This window comes from Nonomuraea sp. B12E4 (genome assembly GCF_039871825.1).
Lineage (GTDB): Bacteria > Actinomycetota > Actinomycetes > Streptosporangiales > Streptosporangiaceae > Nonomuraea.
Map to the genome: position 1 here is coordinate 1 of NZ_JBDPME010000034.1, position 15,429 is coordinate 15,429.

18 protein-coding genes are annotated in these 15,429 nt (G+C 69.8%); 15 read left to right on the forward strand and 3 right to left on the reverse strand.

The window, feature by feature from the left end; genetic code table 11:
* The first annotated feature begins 184 nt into the window (after positions 1-184).
* Positions 185-586: a hypothetical protein gene (locus ABGB18_RS42775; protein WP_347701419.1), complete on the forward strand. Its 402-nt coding sequence runs from the start codon at positions 185-187 to the stop codon at positions 584-586.
* Between the two features lie 76 nt (positions 587-662).
* A complete protein-coding gene (locus ABGB18_RS42780; protein WP_347701489.1) occupies positions 663-932 on the forward strand; it encodes a transposase in 270 nt (89 codons plus the stop codon).
* Positions 933-1,449: 517 nt separating this feature from the next.
* Here the strand turns inward: ABGB18_RS42780 and ABGB18_RS42785 are convergent.
* Entirely contained in the window at positions 1,450-2,016 is a 567-nt protein-coding gene (locus ABGB18_RS42785) for a helix-turn-helix domain-containing protein (RefSeq protein WP_347701420.1), read from the reverse strand.
* A 556-nt stretch (positions 2,017-2,572) separates the two neighbouring features.
* Between ABGB18_RS42785 and ABGB18_RS42790 the strand changes: the two genes are divergently transcribed.
* The 5 genes from ABGB18_RS42790 (at position 2,573) to ABGB18_RS42810 (ending at position 6,321) form a co-directional block, all read left to right on the forward strand.
* Positions 2,573-3,190 (forward strand): helix-turn-helix domain-containing protein, encoded by a 618-nt coding sequence (locus tag ABGB18_RS42790; RefSeq protein WP_347701421.1) that lies wholly within the window; start codon positions 2,573-2,575, stop codon positions 3,188-3,190.
* Positions 3,187-3,387 carry a ferredoxin gene (locus tag ABGB18_RS42795; protein ID WP_347701422.1) on the forward strand — a complete coding sequence of 67 codons (201 nt, stop codon included), beginning with the start codon at positions 3,187-3,189 and terminating at the stop codon, positions 3,385-3,387. Before ABGB18_RS42790 ends, ABGB18_RS42795 begins: the two co-directional genes overlap by 4 nt.
* A 1-nt stretch (position 3,388) precedes the next feature.
* A complete protein-coding gene (locus ABGB18_RS42800; protein ID WP_347701423.1) occupies positions 3,389-4,660 on the forward strand; it encodes a cytochrome P450 in 1,272 nt (423 codons plus the stop codon).
* Between the two features lie 17 nt (positions 4,661-4,677).
* The gene (locus tag ABGB18_RS42805) at positions 4,678-5,388 is read left to right on the forward strand and encodes a ThuA domain-containing protein (RefSeq protein WP_347701424.1); all 711 of its coding nucleotides are present in this window, start codon (positions 4,678-4,680) and stop codon (positions 5,386-5,388) included.
* A gap of 192 nt (positions 5,389-5,580) precedes the next feature.
* Positions 5,581-6,321 carry a maleylpyruvate isomerase family mycothiol-dependent enzyme gene (locus tag ABGB18_RS42810; protein ID WP_347701425.1) on the forward strand — a complete coding sequence of 247 codons (741 nt, stop codon included), beginning with the start codon at positions 5,581-5,583 and terminating at the stop codon, positions 6,319-6,321.
* Positions 6,322-6,365: 44 nt separating this feature from the next.
* On the opposite strand, the gene ABGB18_RS42815 is transcribed toward ABGB18_RS42810, so the two are convergent.
* Positions 6,366-6,491, reverse strand: a complete 126-nt coding sequence (locus ABGB18_RS42815; protein ID WP_347701426.1) for a hypothetical protein — start codon at positions 6,489-6,491, stop codon at positions 6,366-6,368.
* A 74-nt stretch (positions 6,492-6,565) separates the two neighbouring features.
* Between ABGB18_RS42815 and ABGB18_RS42820 the strand changes: the two genes are divergently transcribed.
* The 4 genes from ABGB18_RS42820 (at position 6,566) to ABGB18_RS42835 (ending at position 11,189) form a co-directional block, all read left to right on the forward strand.
* Positions 6,566-7,792 carry a cytochrome P450 gene (locus tag ABGB18_RS42820; RefSeq protein ID WP_347701427.1) on the forward strand — a complete coding sequence of 409 codons (1,227 nt, stop codon included), beginning with the start codon at positions 6,566-6,568 and terminating at the stop codon, positions 7,790-7,792.
* A gap of 40 nt (positions 7,793-7,832) precedes the next feature.
* Positions 7,833-9,308 (forward strand): MFS transporter, encoded by a 1,476-nt coding sequence (locus ABGB18_RS42825; RefSeq protein WP_347701428.1) that lies wholly within the window; start codon positions 7,833-7,835, stop codon positions 9,306-9,308.
* A complete protein-coding gene (locus ABGB18_RS42830) occupies positions 9,305-9,973 on the forward strand; it encodes a helix-turn-helix domain-containing protein (RefSeq protein WP_347701429.1) in 669 nt (222 codons plus the stop codon). Before ABGB18_RS42825 ends, ABGB18_RS42830 begins: the two co-directional genes overlap by 4 nt.
* 97 nt (positions 9,974-10,070) lie before the next feature.
* The gene (locus tag ABGB18_RS42835) at positions 10,071-11,189 is read left to right on the forward strand and encodes a serine hydrolase domain-containing protein (RefSeq protein ID WP_347701430.1); all 1,119 of its coding nucleotides are present in this window, start codon (positions 10,071-10,073) and stop codon (positions 11,187-11,189) included.
* A 9-nt stretch (positions 11,190-11,198) separates the two neighbouring features.
* On the opposite strand, the gene ABGB18_RS42840 is transcribed toward ABGB18_RS42835, so the two are convergent.
* On the reverse strand, positions 11,199-11,519 hold the full coding sequence (locus ABGB18_RS42840) for a peptidoglycan-binding protein (RefSeq protein ID WP_347701431.1): 321 nt from the start codon (positions 11,517-11,519) through the stop codon (positions 11,199-11,201).
* Between the two features lie 242 nt (positions 11,520-11,761).
* Between ABGB18_RS42840 and dnaK the strand changes: the two genes are divergently transcribed.
* From dnaK to ABGB18_RS42860, 4 genes are read left to right on the forward strand one after another with little or no spacing between them, the layout of a single operon-like run.
* A complete protein-coding gene (gene dnaK, locus ABGB18_RS42845) occupies positions 11,762-13,648 on the forward strand; it encodes a molecular chaperone DnaK (RefSeq protein WP_347701432.1) in 1,887 nt (628 codons plus the stop codon).
* 1 nt (position 13,649) lies between these two features.
* Positions 13,650-14,219 carry a nucleotide exchange factor GrpE gene (locus tag ABGB18_RS42850; RefSeq protein WP_347701433.1) on the forward strand — a complete coding sequence of 190 codons (570 nt, stop codon included), beginning with the start codon at positions 13,650-13,652 and terminating at the stop codon, positions 14,217-14,219.
* A gap of 2 nt (positions 14,220-14,221) precedes the next feature.
* On the forward strand, positions 14,222-15,136 hold the full coding sequence (locus ABGB18_RS42855) for a DnaJ C-terminal domain-containing protein (protein WP_347701434.1): 915 nt from the start codon (positions 14,222-14,224) through the stop codon (positions 15,134-15,136).
* Positions 15,136-15,423 (forward strand): chaperone modulator CbpM, encoded by a 288-nt coding sequence (locus tag ABGB18_RS42860; protein ID WP_347701435.1) that lies wholly within the window; start codon positions 15,136-15,138, stop codon positions 15,421-15,423. The genes ABGB18_RS42855 and ABGB18_RS42860 overlap by 1 nt, the downstream gene beginning before the upstream one ends.
* Positions 15,424-15,429 lie beyond the last annotated feature (6 nt).

Consider the following 15,429-nt stretch of genomic DNA (forward strand, 5'->3'; position numbering starts at 1 on the left):
AGCACGGATGGTCGCACATCCGCTTCTATCGAGGGCTCCATGCTCTTGTCAGGCGATCGACGACACCTCCACATCCATGGTCATCCGATCGCTATCACCCGGTTTGCCTGCTGAGAAAACTTCAGTGAATATAAATTTAGGGACCTTAAATTGGTCCGTCGCCACGAGTAAGGAAAGGTGCGTCATGCGCCGGCTCATCAATACCTGCGTCGTAGCCATGGTAACCGCCACACCTATTCTAGGCTTCTCCAGTGCGGCATCGGCCACAAGCTGTATTACTCAACGCATCCCGCAAGACGGCGATCTCGGCGGCGTGTCTGGTAAGATTTTCTATGCCTACGGCTCCCATCCCACCGAAGGGCGGCAAGTCAATGCCACGTTCATGGCAAGGGGTGAAACGCTAAGCGCTGACGTTCGGCTAGAGAAATACGAGTATGTAGTACTACTTGAGGCAGATGGGACAATTATAGAGCAGCTCGAAAAGGGGCAGAAGTATAAGAATCTAGACTTGCCAGAGAATATGAATGTATATCTAGAATTCAAGGGCGGTATCCCTACGTGTAAACGGAAGAAGCTCCGCACATAATGCAGGGCCCGGCGTTGATTCGCTCTGTCCGAGTCCGTCCTGTTGATCAGATGTTGTAGACGCCACGACCACCTCGATGATCATGCCCGTCATGCGCGCGACGCCGGCGAAGTGGAGTTGGACTGGTTTGGTGGACACCTGGTCTCTGGGGAACCCCGGTTCCCGGAAGAAGGCGTTTGCTGTGCCGGACAACTATCCGCCGGAGTTTCGCCGCCAGATGGTGGAGTTGGTGCGTGCGAGACGGACGCCGCAGGAACTGGCCAAGGAGTTCCAGCCCTCCGCGCAGTCGATCCGTGTCTGGGTGCGTCAGGCCGACCTCGATGGTGGCCGCCGCCAGGACGGCTGACCAGCGTCGGCCATCAGGAGACATCGCCTCCAGCCGCGGCAGAGCCTCCGGCACCTCTAGACGGACCAGCATCACCACCGCCTTCAAGGCCGCGAACCACTGCCTGGCACTCGCTGTCTGGACGCAGCGAAGATGACAATTGGACCTGCTCCCGACCTGGGCACCGTCACTTCGATGGGCGTCGAAATATCGGCGCTCGCGTCATCGAAGTTGACAGTATTCGGCCGAAGATCGCTAGCTTCAGCCCGTGCAGGGAGCATGCGACGGTCAGATGCCCTCGGCTGGGCCGGCCGGGGCATCTCGGCGTCGATGGGCCAGCTGGCGACCTCAGGACTATCAGGCAGGTTCGAGGTGATCGGCGAGGCGGCGGAGAGCGATTGCGAACCGACCGCGGAGGCGCGGAAGAACACGTCGGCGCGAGCGCGGCGGGATCATGCGTAATCGTGCGGCCTCGGCTCGCTGTTCATCGAGGTAGGCGCGGCCCCACTCCTCATGCATGAAATACATGGAAGGTTCCTCAGGGGTCTTCGGGGAATGCGTGGTAGAAGATGAAGACCGGGCGTGTATCCGGCGGAGCCTCGCTCGATTCGACGCGCGACTTGGCCAGCTCGCGCCACGGCTGCAACACGGCATAGAGCTGCTCGGCGAGCTGCGTCAACTCATCCTTGGTGAGCCGTAGGTGGTGGCTGCCTCCAAAGGCCGCGTCCTGCCAGTCCTCGGGAAGCGTCATGTGAGTGCGTTCGAAGTCGCGCAGCCGCTCGAACTGGTCGATCACCCACTGTGAATTCCACGCCCGCACCACGGCTCTGGCTTCCGGGGTTTTGAGATCCACCACTGCCCACCCGCCCATAGCCGCCCGCACCCAACGTTCCCGGCTGTCCCGGGCGAGCTCCGGCACGTCCTCGATCCATCCATGTTTCTGTATTTGCCGCAGGTGGTAGCTCACCTGGCCGGGGTCGGCATCCATCCGTCTGGCGAGCTCGCTAACTGTGACCGGGCCAATCTGGGAGAGGAGGCTGAAGAGCTTCATCCGAAACCGGCTGGTCATGACCTTGAGCACGTCCGGGTCATCGATCTGTCGCATGGCCACGACGGTAAGACCGGCAGGTGAGGATGCTCAACACGTCTACTGGATCTTGAAACCGCGCGTTGGTGGCGTAGCCGAGCGAGATCCTCCTGGATGCGCAGCAGCCGCTCGCTTCCGACCGGCTGGCAGGGGAGCCGGGCGAGTTGCTGCCGGCAGTTGCGGGCGCCGACGATGCGCCCCTGCGGGCCGCACGGTCCGTTGCATTCGCGCCGGTAGCGTGGGGTGTCGCCGACGCTGATCCGGGTGTGGCAGCTCGGACACCAGCCGGTCAGATAGACGCGATGCTGGGGGCAGACCACACAGGGCAGCAGATGCCAGGAGATGCGCCAGATCGGGTCGGGTCCGGCCAGACAGCGGGGGCAGATGGCGGCGGTGTCGGCGCACCAGGGCCAGGGCCGGGTGCGGGTGTTGCCGGTCCAACTGTAGGTGATGAACTGGCCGCCCTGGCTCATCAGCGCCATGCGGCGCATCATGGCGCGGGCGCGCAGACCGGTGGCGCCAAAGCCAGGAAGGTTTCCTTGACCAATCAAATGAATGCGTTTTTAATTCCGACATGGGTCGTATTGCGGGCGTAACGGCTGCCGAGACGCGGGAGCGGTTGTTGCGGGCCGCCGCTGACATCTTCGCGCAGCGTGGATACGACGGCACCCGCGTGGCCGACATCGCCGCGACCGCGGGCGTGAGCAACGGCGCGCTCTACGCGCACTTCGGGTCGAAGGCCGAGTTGCTCGTGGCCGCGCTGCGGGCGCACGGGCGGCGGTTGCTCGCCGACCTGTTCGCCGACGATCCCGACCGGTCCGTGGCCGAGTCGCTGGTGGCGGCCGGCCGCCGGTTGCCCCGCCGGCGCGACGCCCGTGGCCACCTGCTCGTCGAGGCGCTCGTGGCGGCCCGGCGCGACGCGGACGTGGCCGGGCCGATGCGTGACTACGTGGGTGAGCGCGCCGGCCACATCGCCCAGCTCGTACGCGCCGCGCAAGCCGGAGGAGAGCTGGACCGCGCGCTCTCGCCCGACGCGTTCGCCCACTTCTGCCTCCTGCTGGCGATGGGCAGCGCGCTCGTCACCCCGGACCTGCACCCGGTCGACGACGAGGAGTGGACCGCGTTGCTCACCCGCGTCGTGACCTCCCTCGCCCCCACCGACCTCACCTCACCCCAGGAGACCACTCAGTGAAAGTTCGGATCGACCCGGAGCGGTGCCAGGGGCATGGCCGCTGCTACACCCTGGCGCCGGAGGTGTTCGGGGAGGACGAGGAAGGTTACGGGCAGGTCGCCGGCGACGGCGTCGTGCCGTCCGCCGGGGAGCGCGCGGCGCGCCTGGCGGTGTCCAACTGCCCGGAGAGGGCGATCGACCTCATCGAGGAGGCATGACATGAGCGTTGATGATCGCTTCGCCGAGGGCTTCCGGCGGGGGGAAGGAGAGTTGCCTCCCGGCACGCGCAGCGAGATCATCACCGGCCCGGTGACGGACTGGGCGACCGACTTCTCGCATGTCGAGCCCGAATGGGCGGCCGACCCGTACTCCATCCAGGACGACCTGCGGCAACGCTGCCCGATCGCGCGCACCGAGCGGTTCGGCGGCGGGTGGCTGCCGACGCGCTACGAGGACGTCGCGGCCATCGCCTACGACACCGAGCACTTCTCGTCCCGGTCGATCGTCATGAGCAACTTCCGGCCGCCCCGCGACCTTGCCCCCGTGGGCAGCACGCCGCCGATCTCCTCCGACCCGCCGTTCCACCGGGACGCGCGTAAGCTGCTGCTCCCGGCGTTCACCAAGACCGCGGTCGCGCGGCGGGCGGCGGCGACGCGGGACTACTGCCACTCGCTGATCGACGCGTTCGAGGGCCGGGGCGTCGTCGATGGCGCCCGCGACTACGCGCAACACATCCCGATCAGGGTCATCGCCGACATGCTGGGCTTCCCGCCCGAGGACGGGCCGCGGTTCGGCGAGTTCATCGAGAACGTGCTGGAGGGCATCAACCTCCCGTCGGAAGAGCGCCAGGCCCGGATGGCGACGCTGTTCGACTACCTGCTCGCGCAGATACGCGACCACGTGGACCAGCCACGTGACGACCTCACGACGTATCTGATCGACGCCGAGCTCTACGGCCGCAAGCTGGAGCCGACGCACGTGGCCGGCACGATGGCCCTGCTGCTCATCGCCGGTATCGACACGACGTGGAGCGCGATCGGCGCGTCGTTGTGGCACCTCGCCAAGACCCCGGCCGACCGCGAGCGGCTGGTCGCCGAGCCCGGCCTGCTGCCGACCGCGATGGAGGAGTTCCTGCGGATGTACGCGCCGGTCACGATGGCGCGGCTGGTGAAGGACGACATGAGCTGGAACGGCGTCGACATGAAGGCCGACGACTGGGTCCTGCTGTCGTTCCCGGCGGCCAACCGCGACCCGGCGCAGTTCGACCGGGCGGGGGAGGTGGTCATCGATCGGGAGGTCAACCGGCACGCCGCGTTCGGCCTGGGCATCCACCGGTGCGTAGGCTCGCACCTGGCGCGCATGGAGCTGCAGGCCGCCCTGGAGGTGTGGCTGGAGCGGATCCCGAGGTTCGGCCTCGCCGAGCCGGCGGCGGTGACCTGGGCTCTGGGCCAGGTACGCGGGCCGCGTACCCTCCCGTTGAGCATTGGGTGAGCGATTGGGGATGGCGCATGGCAAGTGACAACGGGCGTAGAGCCCTTGTGGTGCGGGGCGGCTGGGAAGGGCATGTGCCGGTGGAGGCCACCGAGCTCTTCGTTCCCTTCCTTGAGAAGGAGGGGTTCGAGGTGGTCCGGGCGGATTCGCCGGCGCCGTACGCGGACGCCGCGTTCATGTCCGGGGTCGATCTGGTCGTGCAGTGCTACACCATGGGCACGATCGAGAGCGCGGAGCTGCGCGGGCTGGAGGCGGCGATCCGCGCCGGCACCGGGATGGCGGGCTGGCACGGCGGCATCGCCGACTCCTTCCGCAACTCTTCCGACTACCTGCACCTCATCGGCGGCCAGTTCGCCTGCCATCCGGGCAAGGATCCGGCCGAGTGGTACGAGGGGTCGCCTGACCACAACTTCGTGCCCTACACCGTGAACATGCTGCCCGCGGCGAGCTCCCATCCCATCACGGCGGGCATCGCGGACTTCGACCTGGTCACCGAGCAGTACTGGGTGCTGGTGGACGACTACATCGACGTGCTGGCGACGACGACGCAGCGGGTCCGCCCGTGGGACCCCTGGCACCGGGAGGTCACCTCCCCGGCCGTCTGGACCCGGAACTGGGGGGACGGGCGGATCTTCGTCACGACCCCCGGGCACAGCCTCGACGTCCTGCGGAACGACAGCGTGCGCACCATCATCGAGCGAGGGATGTTGTGGGCGGCGCGGCGGTGACACATGAGTGAGCCCCGGCGGCGCTGCCGGGGCCCCTCGTACGTTGGCGCTCCAGTCGTGTGCCGACTGGAGCGATGTCGAGATTATTCCTTTTAGTCCATTTTGTATAGGTTTTTCGGGCGAGGAATTGACATGCGCCTCGACTGCGGTGCGATTCCGAGATGACCGAATATTATTCGGTATGGTGGAGGGATGACGGATGTCTTTGACGATCTCGCCGCCGAATATCGCCAGTTGGACGCGGTGCTGGCCGCTCTGACGCCGGATCAGTGGTCGAGGCCGTCCGCCGCCGCGGGGTGGACCGTCGCCGATGTCGTCCTGCACCTCGCCCAGACCGAGGAGGCGATCGGCACCCGGCCGGCCGAGGAGGCCAGGGCCTTCCTCGACGCGTCCGCCGAGGTCACCGTTGACGGGCTGGCCGACGAGATGGTCGCCGCCGAGCGGGGGATGCCGGCGGAGGAGTTGCTGGCGCGCTGGCGCAGGGCCGCCTTCGCCACTCCCGGCACGCTGCGCGCCTGCCCCGCGGGCCACCGGCTCGCCTGGGTGCGCACCTCGCTGTCCCCGCGTACGCTGGCCACGACCAGGATCGCCGAGCACTGGGCGCACGCCCAGGACATCACCGTGCCGCTGGGCATCGACTATCCCGACGCGGCCCGGTTGCGTCACGTGGCCTGGCTGGCCCACCGTACGCTGCCCTACGCCTTCGCCGTCGCCGGGCTCGCGGACGCCCCGGTCGTCTTCTGCGAGCTGACCGCACCGGACGGGACCCGGTGGACCTTCGGCGACCCCACCGCCCCGGCCCGGATCACCGGCTCCGCGGCGGAGTTCTGCCGGGTCGGCGCCCGCCGCCTCACACCCGGGCAGACCGGCCTCATCGCCGAGGGGCCGCACGCCGCCGACGCCCTGCGCCTCCTGCGGAACTACGCCGCCTGAGCCGGAGGCCGGAGCTGCCCCGGCTGGGCGGGACGTGTCCTGTCTCAAGCGCTCATCGGCGTCGTGGCCGGGTCGGGCGGGGTGACGAAGGCCGCGGTCAGGGCCAGCGCCCCGGCCAGGGCGAAGGCGGTGACGAATCCGGCATCCGTACCATCTCGGCTGCTTGACACCTTGCGTGACGATTGCCGCACTAAGGCGGTCGCCTTATATTCGGAAAGTCGGGCTGCCGAGCTGGAGGACAAAGATGACTGCTGACGCGGCGATTCCAGATTTCCCCTTCGACCGACCCACGGCCCTGGAGCCGCCACCGCAGTTCGCGGAGCTGCGCGAGAAATGCCCGGTGGCCCACGTACGGCTGCCGAGCGGTGACACCGCCACCGTGGTGACCAGGTACGACGACGCCCGCGCCGTGCTGGCGGACCCCCGGTTCAGCCGCAACCTCGCCAGAGAGGGCGCCGCCCGGTTGTCCACGACCGAGGACGGCGGGCTGTTCAGCCGGCGCAGGGAGGGCTCCGCGAGCATCGGCGAGGGGCAGGACCACATGCGCTGGCGCCGGTTGCTCAGCGGCTGGTTCACGGCGCGGAAGATGGAGGTGTGGCGGCCCAGGGTCCAGGCGATGACCGACGGCCTGCTGGACGCCATGCTGGCCAAGGGATCCCCGGGAAACCTGTCGGCCGGGCTCGGCCTGCCGCTCCCGGTGCGCGTCATCTGCGCGCTGATCGGCGCGCCGAGCGAGGACCAGGACAAGTTCGCGCACTGGTCCCGCGTCATGCTGACGCTGACGCGCTACACGCAGGACGAGGTCGACCAGGCCTACCGCGAGTTCACCGCGTACGTGTCGGACCTGGTCGACCGTAACCGGGCCGACCCGGGCGACGACCTGCTCAGCGAGCTGACCCAGATCACCGACGCCGAGGACGGCCGGCTCAGCCAGGCCGAACTCATCGCCACCGTGCGCGGGCTGCTGCTGGCCGGCCACGAGACGACCTCCAACATGATCGCCATCATGGTCGCGATGCTGCTCGCGGACCGCGAGCGCTACGAGGCCGTGATCGACGACCCCGAGCTGATCCAGGGCACCGTCGAGGAGGTGCTGCGGCTGGACAGCACGCTGTCGGCGATCGGCGGGGTGCCCAGGTTCCTGACCGAGGACATCGAGCTCAGCGGGACCAAGTGCCCGGCCGGCAGCACCATGATCCCGATCGTCCCCGCCGCCAACCGCGACCCGGACAAGTTCGCCGACCCCGACCGCTTCGACCCGCGCCGGGGCAACAGCGCCCAGCACCTCACCTTCGGCGCGGGGAAGCACTACTGCCTCGGACAGCCGCTGGCCAGAGTGGAGCTCCAGGTCGTCCTGGGCACCCTGATCAGGCGGCTGCCCGGCCTGCGACTGCGGGATCCCGCGGACCGCCTGAAACTGCGTACCGGCGGGATGTCCGGCGGGCTCCAGGACGTATGGGTCACCTGGTGACTCCGGGACACCATCGGCGGCCGCTCCGCGAAGGGCGTCGATGACGACAGCGGTCCCCGGCGCCGCGAAACCGGCGCCGGGCGGCGGCATGACCGTGGCGGTGCTGGCCCTGGCCGGCATCATGGTGGCGCTCATGCAGACGCTGGTGATCCCGCTGGTCCCGCAGTTGCCGGCGCTGCTGCACGCCTCGCCCTCGGACACCTCGTGGGCCATCACCGCGACCCTGCTGGCGGGCGCGGTGGCCACCCCGGTGTTCGGGCGTCTGGGCGACATGTACGGCAAGCGGAGGATCCTGCTGATCTGCCTGTGCCTGCTGGTGGCCGGGTCGGTCGTCTGCGCCGTCAGCGGCTCGCTGATCCCGATGATCGTGGGCCGTACGCTGCAGGGCGCGGCGGCCGGGGTGATCCCGCTGGGCATCAGCATCATGCGGGACGAGCTGCCCGCCGACCGGCTCGGCTCGGCCATGGGGCTGATGAGCTCCTCCCTGGGCGTGGGCAGCGCGCTGGGCCTGCCCGGGGCCGCGGTGCTGGCCGAGATCGCCGACTGGCACGCGTTGTTCTGGGTCTCGGCGGGGTTCGGGGCGGTGGTGGCCGTCGTCGTGCTGATCGTGGTGCCGGAATCGCGGGTGCGCACCGGCGGCAGGTTCGACGTGGCCGGCGCCGCCGGGTTGTCGGCCGGGCTGGTCTGCCTGCTGCTGGCGATCTCCAAGGGCGGCGACTGGGGTTGGACGAGCCCCACCACCTCGGGGCTGTTCGCCGCCGCCGCGGTGATCCTGCTGGTGTGGGGCTGGTGGGAGCTGCGCTCGCCACGGCCGCTTGTGGACCTGCGGATCTCCGCGCGCCGCCGGGTGCTGCTGACGAACGTCGCCTCCGTCATGCTGGGCTTCGCGATGTTCGCCATGTCGCTGGTGCTGCCGCAACTGCTCGCGCTGCCGACCGCCACGGGGTACGGTCTCGGCCAGTCGTTACTGGTGATCGGCCTGTGCCTGGCTCCCGGCGGGCTGGTGATGATGGCGATGTCGCCGCTGTCGGCGCGGCTGTCGGCCGGGTGGGGGCCGAAGGTGTCGCTGATGGCCGGGGCCGTCGTGATCGCCGCGGGCTACGGCCTGGGCACGGTGCTGATGGGCGGCGTCTGGCAGATCGTCGTGTTCGGGTGCGTCGTCAGTGCCGGGGTGGGCATCACCTACTCCGCGATGCCCGCGCTGATCATGTCGTCGGTGCCGAGGTCGGAGACCGGCGCGGCCAACGGCCTGAACGCTCTCATGCGCTCCATCGGCACCTCGACCTCCAGCGCCGTGGTCTCCGTCGTGCTGGCCGACATGGTCGTCCGGTTCGGGGCCGGGACCGTGACCTCCTTCGACGGGTTCCGGGCCGCGCTCCTCATCGGTGGTGGCGCGGCGCTGGTCTCGTTTCTGATCGCGGTTTTCATTCCGGGCCGGCGGGGAGCGTACGGTGGGGATGTGCCGCCCGGCGAGGCCGGCGCGGCGCGGAAAGACGAGATCAAGGATCGTTCATGAAAGCCAGCGCGGCGATCGCCACGCCGTCCACCCGCTCGACGCGCGCCAGGGACAAGCTGATGCACACAGCGGAGCGGCTCTACGCTGAACACGGGTTCGCGAACGTCTCGATCAGGATGATCGGCGAGGCGGCGGGCCAGCGCAACAAATCCGCCGTGCAATACCACTTCAGCACCCGCGACGAGCTGATCCAGGCCATTTTGACGCGCCACGCGGACGCGATCGAGCGGCACCGCGCCCCGATGGCGGCCGACCTGGAGGCGTCGGGTGAGGTCTCGCTGCGCGACTGGATCGCCTGCGTCATCGTGCCGAGCATCGAGCACCACATCGAGCTCGGCACCCCCTCCTGGTACGGGCGGTTCCTCGCCCAGGCGGTGGTGGAGCCGTCGCTGCGCGAATACGTGATCCAGGCGCATCTGCGCACGCCCTCGTTCCGCCGCCTGGAACAGCTCCGGCCGCCACGCGGGCAGGACCGCGACCCCGAGCTCGCCGCCCGCAACGCGGCCATGACCCGCCTGCTCATCGTGCACATGAGCGCCGAGCTGGAGGCCGACCTGGCCGCCGGGCGGATCGCGGCGGCCGACGCCGAGCAGTCCTGGCGCCGGCTGGGCGATACCCTGATCACCGCCATCTGCGGGCTGAGCTCCGCTCTCCTGGAGACCTAGGGGGACCCTGCACCTCTCGCGCCGGTAGGGATAACCCCACCACGAGAGGCATGCATGCGTGACTGACCTTGGAAGAGCTTCCCGTCAGATTTGAGACATGACGAAATTGCTCGCCGCCGCAGTCGCCGGCACCCTGGTCATCGCCCCTGTCGCTCCCGCCTTCGCCGCCGCCGCGACGCCGCCGCCGTCCAGCCTTGACCGCCTCACCGCCGGACCGCAGACCCGCCTTGAGCGTCTCACCGCCGGGGACGGCATGGCGGGCGCGTTGAGCCAGGTGCGGACCCCGGGCGGCGCGACCCTGACCCTGCGCTCCGGCACCGCGGAGCGGGGCACCGGGCAGCCGATGATCGGCCCCGAGGGCCGGTTCAGGATCGCCAGCATGAGCAAGCCGATCATGGCAGCCGTCGTGCTGCGGCTGATCGATCAGGGGAAGATCGACCTGAACGCGCCGGTGGAGCGTTATTTGCCAGGTGTGCTGCGCGGAAAGGGGGACGGCGCCGGGATCGACGGGCGGAAGATCACTGTCCGGATGTTGCTGCAGCAGACCAGCGGCCTGCCCGAGTTCGTCAACGCGATCGCGTGGAAGGAGCCGTTCCCCGACTATCTGCAGGTGGCGCTGAGGCTCAAGCCCACGACCCGTGGCTCGTTCGCCTACGCCAACACCAACTACCTGGTTCTCGGCATGATCGTGACCAAGGTGACCGGCAAGGACTTCCGGCAGGCCAGCCGGGACCTGATCCTTCAGCCGTACGGGATGCGGGACACGTACTGGCCGGCCAAGGGCGACCTCGGCATCCACGGCCCGCACGCGCACACCTACGGGGTGATCCCGGGCCGCCCGCGGGACCGCGAGACGGACCTGACCGACCGGTTGCCCACCTATGAGTTCGGGTCCAGCGGCGGCCTGGTCTCCACCCCCGAGGACCTCAACCGGTTCTGGCGCGAGGCCCCGCTGGGCAAGATGACCGCCACGATGGTGCCGGTCAAGCAGGCAGGCTGGCCCGAGGGCGCCCGTTACGGCTACGGGGTGGCCTGGATGGAGTCGGGCTGCGGCCAGGCCTACTTCGGCGCCGGTGACATGCCGGGCGCCTCGGTGTTCAGCGGGCAGGACCAGGCCGGGCGCACCGGCACCGTCTACGTCACCGGCGTTGCCGACACCCCCGAGAAGCGGCAGCACCTGATCGACGCCTTCATCGCGGGGATGTGCGACCGCTGAGGCCCCCGGTCACACCCGTAGCAACGGCGGCCAGGTCTTCGGCCCGACGATGCCGTCCTCGCCGAGGCCCTCGGCCCGCTGGAAGGTGCGTACCAGCTCGATGAGGCCGGGGTCGCAGACGGTGGACTCCAGCCAGCCCGCCAGGCCGGTCTCGGTCGCCGCGTAGGCGGCCGGCGGGACACGCCCGCGCGCGAACAGACAACCCCTGACGGTCTTGACGTCGTGGCTGTCGTCACCGGGCCGGATCATCGGCAGTGGCGGTGATGACCGGGGCCGGGACCGCTGGGCGACCGTCACATCGAGATCAGGTCCTTCGGCGATCTCCAGCATGCCTCATTCGCGGATGGGGCATGCCCAAAACGGTGGAAATGTCGTCCGTAATGCACCCCCACGGTGTCTGCAAAACCTGCTTGACCAGGGGAAAGATATTTGTCCGAGTGGGTTCGCCCTACATCGTCCGGGTTAGCGGGTCAGAGAGAGGCGGCTAGGGACGTAGGGACGCGAAGCAGGGGTGGAGTCACGTCCACGCGAGCCCCGGCGCCTCGCCATGCGAACCGGTAGGGGGCGGAGCAATGGCCAAGGCAGTCGGCATCGATCTGGGCACCACCAACTCGGTGATCGCCGCCACGGAGGACGGCCACCCCACCGTGCTGCCCAACGCGGAGGGATCGCGCACGACACCGTCGGTGGTGGCCTTCACCGACCAGGGGGAACGGCTGGTGGGTCAGCTCGCGCGGCGCCAGGCCATCCTCAACCCCAAGGGCACGATCTATTCCGCCAAGCGCTTCATCGGCCGGCGCTACGACGAGGTCGCCAGCGAGATCCACGCCGTCTCCTTCGACGTGGTGGAGGGGCCGCAGGGAGCCGTCCGGTTCCAGGTCGGCGACAAGCAGTACGCGCCGGAGGAGGTCTCGGCCCTCGTGCTGCGCAAGCTCGTCGCGGACGCGGCCAAGCACCTCGGCGAGAAGGTGACCGAGGCGGTCATCACCGTGCCCGCCTACTTCAACGACGCCCAGCGCCAGGCCACCAAGGACGCGGGGCGCATCGCGGGGCTGGAGGTTCTGCGGATCATCAACGAGCCCACCGCCGCCGCGCTGGCGTACGGGCTGGACAAGAAGGCCAACGAGACCGTACTGGTCTTCGACCTGGGCGGCGGCACGTTCGACGTCAGCATCCTGGACATCGGCGAGGGGGTCGTGGAGGTCCGCGCCACCTCCGGGGACGGGCACCTGGGCGGCGACGACTTCGACCGCAGGATCGTCGACCACCTGGCCGAGGAGTTCCAGCGGCAGCAGGGCATCGACCTGCGCAACGACCCGCAGGCCCTGCAGCGGCTGTTCGAGGCGGCCGAGAAGGCTAAGACGGAGCTCTCGGCGGTGACCCAGACCACGATCAGCCTGCCGTTCATCACGGCGGACGCGGCCGGGCCGAAGCATCTCAACACCACGCTCATGCGCTCCACGTTCGAGCAGATCACGGCCGACCTGGTGGAGCGCTGCACGGCGCCCGTCAAGCAGGCGCTGGAGGACGCCAAGCTCAGACCGGCGGACATCGACGAGGTGATCCTCGTCGGCGGCTCGACCCGGATGCCGGCCGTACAGAACCTCGTACGCAGGCTCACCGACGGCAAGGACCCGAACATGACGGTGAACCCGGACGAGGTGGTCGCCATCGGCGCGGCGGCCCAGGCCGCCATCATCAAGGGCGAGGTGCAGGACGTCGTGCTGCTCGACGTCACGCCGCTCTCGCTGGGCGTCGAGACCCTCGGCGGGCTTATGACCAAGGTCATCGAGCGGAACACCACGATCCCGGCCCGCCGTACGGAGGTCTTCAGCACGGCCGAGGACAACCAGGGCGCCGTGGACATCGTCGTCCTGCAGGGCGAGCGGGAGCGCGCCGCCGACAACCGGGTGCTGGGACGCTTCCGGCTGGAGAACATCCGGCCCGCGCCGCGCGGAGCGCCGCAGATCGAGGTCACCTTCGACATCGACGCCAACGGCATACTGAACGTCTCGGCCCGGGACAAGGACACCGGCGCCGAGCAGCGGATCACCATCAGCGAGAGCTCCAACCTGGACAAGCCGGAGATCGAGCGGATGGTCGCCGACGCCGAGCGGCACCGTGACGAGGACGCCGGGCTGCGCGCGGCCATCGACGCGCGCAACGAGCTGGACTCCGTCGCCTACCAGGTGGAACGCCGCCTGGACGAGCTCGGTGAGGCGGTCCCGGTGCACGAGAAGGCCCGGGCCGGGCAGCTCGCCGAGGACGCCAGGCAGGCGATCGAGGAAGAGGCGCCGGTCGACCGGCTGCGCGCGCTCAGCGGCGAGCTGCAGCAGGTCTATCACGCGCTCGGAGCCGCCGGCGGGCCCAGCGTGCCGCCGCAGGGCAGGAAGGAAGGCGCCCCGGGCGGTGCGGACGACGTGATCGACGCCGAGTTCACCACGTCGGAGCCCGAGTGACATGAACGAGAACGCACCCGAACCTCCGGTGGAGCCGCCCCAGGCCGAAACCGCGGAGCCGGTGTCCCCGAAACCCGCTTCCCCAGGACCCGCCCCCGCGGGGCGTGCCGCGCCCGCGGCTCCCGCGTCCGTGGAGACGGATGCGAAGCTGGCGGAGCTTGAGGATCGCTGGTTGCGCGCCGTCGCGGACCTGGACAACCTTCGCAAGCGCATCGCCCGGGAGTCCGAGCGGGTCAGGGCCGAGGAGCGGGCCGCGGTGGCCGCCGAATGGCTGCCCGTCCTGGACAACCTGGAGCTCGCGCTGAGCCACGCGCCGGACGGCGCGGACGCCGTCCTCGACGGGGTACGCGCGGTGCGGGACCAGGCCGTCAACGTCCTGGCCAGGCTCGGCTACCCCCGCCACGACGAGACGGGCGTGCCCTTCGACCCCAGCCGCCACGACGCGGTGATGACCGTCGAACTGGCCGACGCCGAGCCGGGCACCGTCGTGGAGGTGCTCCGGCCCGGTTACGGCGACGCCGAGCGGCAGCTCCGGCCGGCGACCGTGGCGGTCGCGAAGAAGGTGGAGTAGCGATGGCCGCCCGCCGGGACTTCTACGAGGTGCTCGGCGTCGGCAGGAATGCCGGCGCCGACGAGATCCAGCGGGCGTACCGCAAGCTCGTGCGGGCCTACCATCCCGACGTCAACAAGGACCCCGGCGCGGAGGACCGGTTCAAGGAGATCGCGGAGGCGTACTCCGTGCTGTCCGACCCCGAGGCGCGGCGCCGCTACGACGCGTTCGGGCCCGACTTCCGCCAGGTGCCGCCCGACGTCGATCCCGCCGAGTGGGCGCGGGCCGGCGCGGGAGCGGGGACGAGTGGAGGACGGCGGCCGGCGCGGCCGGAGGACTACGGCTTCGGCCCGGGAATCGACGTGGAGGACCTGTTCGGCGGCATGTTCGGCGGACGGCGGTGGGGTCCCGTGCCCGGCGCCGACCAGGAGGCGGAGCTGACGCTGACGGTCGAGGAGGCCTACCACGGCGGGCGCCGCGGCCTCACGCTCCCCGGCGGCCGGCGGCTGGACGTGACGATCCCGGCCGGGGTCACGAACGGGCAGCGCATCAGGCTGGCCGGCCAGGGCGGGCACGGGAGCCAGGGGGCGCGGCCGGGCGACCTCCATCTGATCGTCCGGATCGCCGGCCATCCCCGCTACCGCGTGGAGGGGCGCGACCTCCACGCCGCCCTGCCGCTCACCCCCTGGGAGGCGGCGCTGGGGGCCACGGTCGCGGTCGGCACGCCGGGCGGCGAGGCGAAGGTCAAGGTGCCGCCGGGTACCTCCACGGGCCGCCGCCTGCGCTTGAGAGGGCGCGGTATGCCCAACCCCCGCGGGGCCGCCGGCGACTTCTTCGCCGAGGTCCGCATCGTGGTGCCGGCCGGGCTGACGGAGGAGGAGCGGCGCCTGTTCCAGCGGCTCGCCGGCGAGTCGCACTTCGACCCGAGGGGGCGCTGATGACGTACGCGCTCGTCCGCGTGGAACGGCTCGACCTCGACTCCTACGCCCGCGTCACCGGCCTGCACCCGCAGGCCGTCCGCCGGCTGGTGGCGCTCGGCCTGCTGGACCCGGGCACGGACGCCAGGGGCGAGTGGCGCTTCGCCCCTTCTCAGGTGGCGGCGGCGGCCCGCATCCAGCGCCTGCACGAGGGCCTGGCGCTCAACTACGCCGCGATCGGCGTGGTGATCGACCTACTCGACCGGATCGACGAGCTGGAGGCCGCGCTGCGCGACCTCGCACGATGAGGCCAG

Bases quoted from the DNA above. Each gene is read 5' to 3' on its own strand.
- ABGB18_RS42775 (WP_347701419.1), top strand. From the start codon at position 185: ATGCGCCGGCTCATCAATACCTGCGTCGTAGCCATGGTAACCGCCACA.
- ABGB18_RS42780 (WP_347701489.1), top strand. From the start codon at position 663: ATGATCATGCCCGTCATGCGCGCGACGCCGGCGAAGTGGAGTTGGACT.
- ABGB18_RS42785 (WP_347701420.1), bottom strand. From the start codon at position 2,016: ATGCGACAGATCGATGACCCGGACGTGCTCAAGGTCATGACCAGCCGG.
- ABGB18_RS42790 (WP_347701421.1), top strand. From the start codon at position 2,573: ATGGGTCGTATTGCGGGCGTAACGGCTGCCGAGACGCGGGAGCGGTTG.
- ABGB18_RS42800 (WP_347701423.1), top strand. From the start codon at position 3,389: ATGAGCGTTGATGATCGCTTCGCCGAGGGCTTCCGGCGGGGGGAAGGA.
- ABGB18_RS42805 (WP_347701424.1), top strand. From the start codon at position 4,678: ATGGCAAGTGACAACGGGCGTAGAGCCCTTGTGGTGCGGGGCGGCTGG.
- ABGB18_RS42810 (WP_347701425.1), top strand. From the start codon at position 5,581: ATGACGGATGTCTTTGACGATCTCGCCGCCGAATATCGCCAGTTGGAC.
- ABGB18_RS42820 (WP_347701427.1), top strand. From the start codon at position 6,566: ATGACTGCTGACGCGGCGATTCCAGATTTCCCCTTCGACCGACCCACG.
- ABGB18_RS42825 (WP_347701428.1), top strand. From the start codon at position 7,833: ATGACGACAGCGGTCCCCGGCGCCGCGAAACCGGCGCCGGGCGGCGGC.
- ABGB18_RS42830 (WP_347701429.1), top strand. From the start codon at position 9,305: ATGAAAGCCAGCGCGGCGATCGCCACGCCGTCCACCCGCTCGACGCGC.
- ABGB18_RS42835 (WP_347701430.1), top strand. From the start codon at position 10,071: ATGACGAAATTGCTCGCCGCCGCAGTCGCCGGCACCCTGGTCATCGCC.
- ABGB18_RS42840 (WP_347701431.1), bottom strand. From the start codon at position 11,519: ATGCTGGAGATCGCCGAAGGACCTGATCTCGATGTGACGGTCGCCCAG.
- dnaK (WP_347701432.1), top strand. From the start codon at position 11,762: ATGGCCAAGGCAGTCGGCATCGATCTGGGCACCACCAACTCGGTGATC.
- ABGB18_RS42850 (WP_347701433.1), top strand. From the start codon at position 13,650: ATGAACGAGAACGCACCCGAACCTCCGGTGGAGCCGCCCCAGGCCGAA.
- ABGB18_RS42855 (WP_347701434.1), top strand. From the start codon at position 14,222: ATGGCCGCCCGCCGGGACTTCTACGAGGTGCTCGGCGTCGGCAGGAAT.
- ABGB18_RS42860 (WP_347701435.1), top strand. From the start codon at position 15,136: ATGACGTACGCGCTCGTCCGCGTGGAACGGCTCGACCTCGACTCCTAC.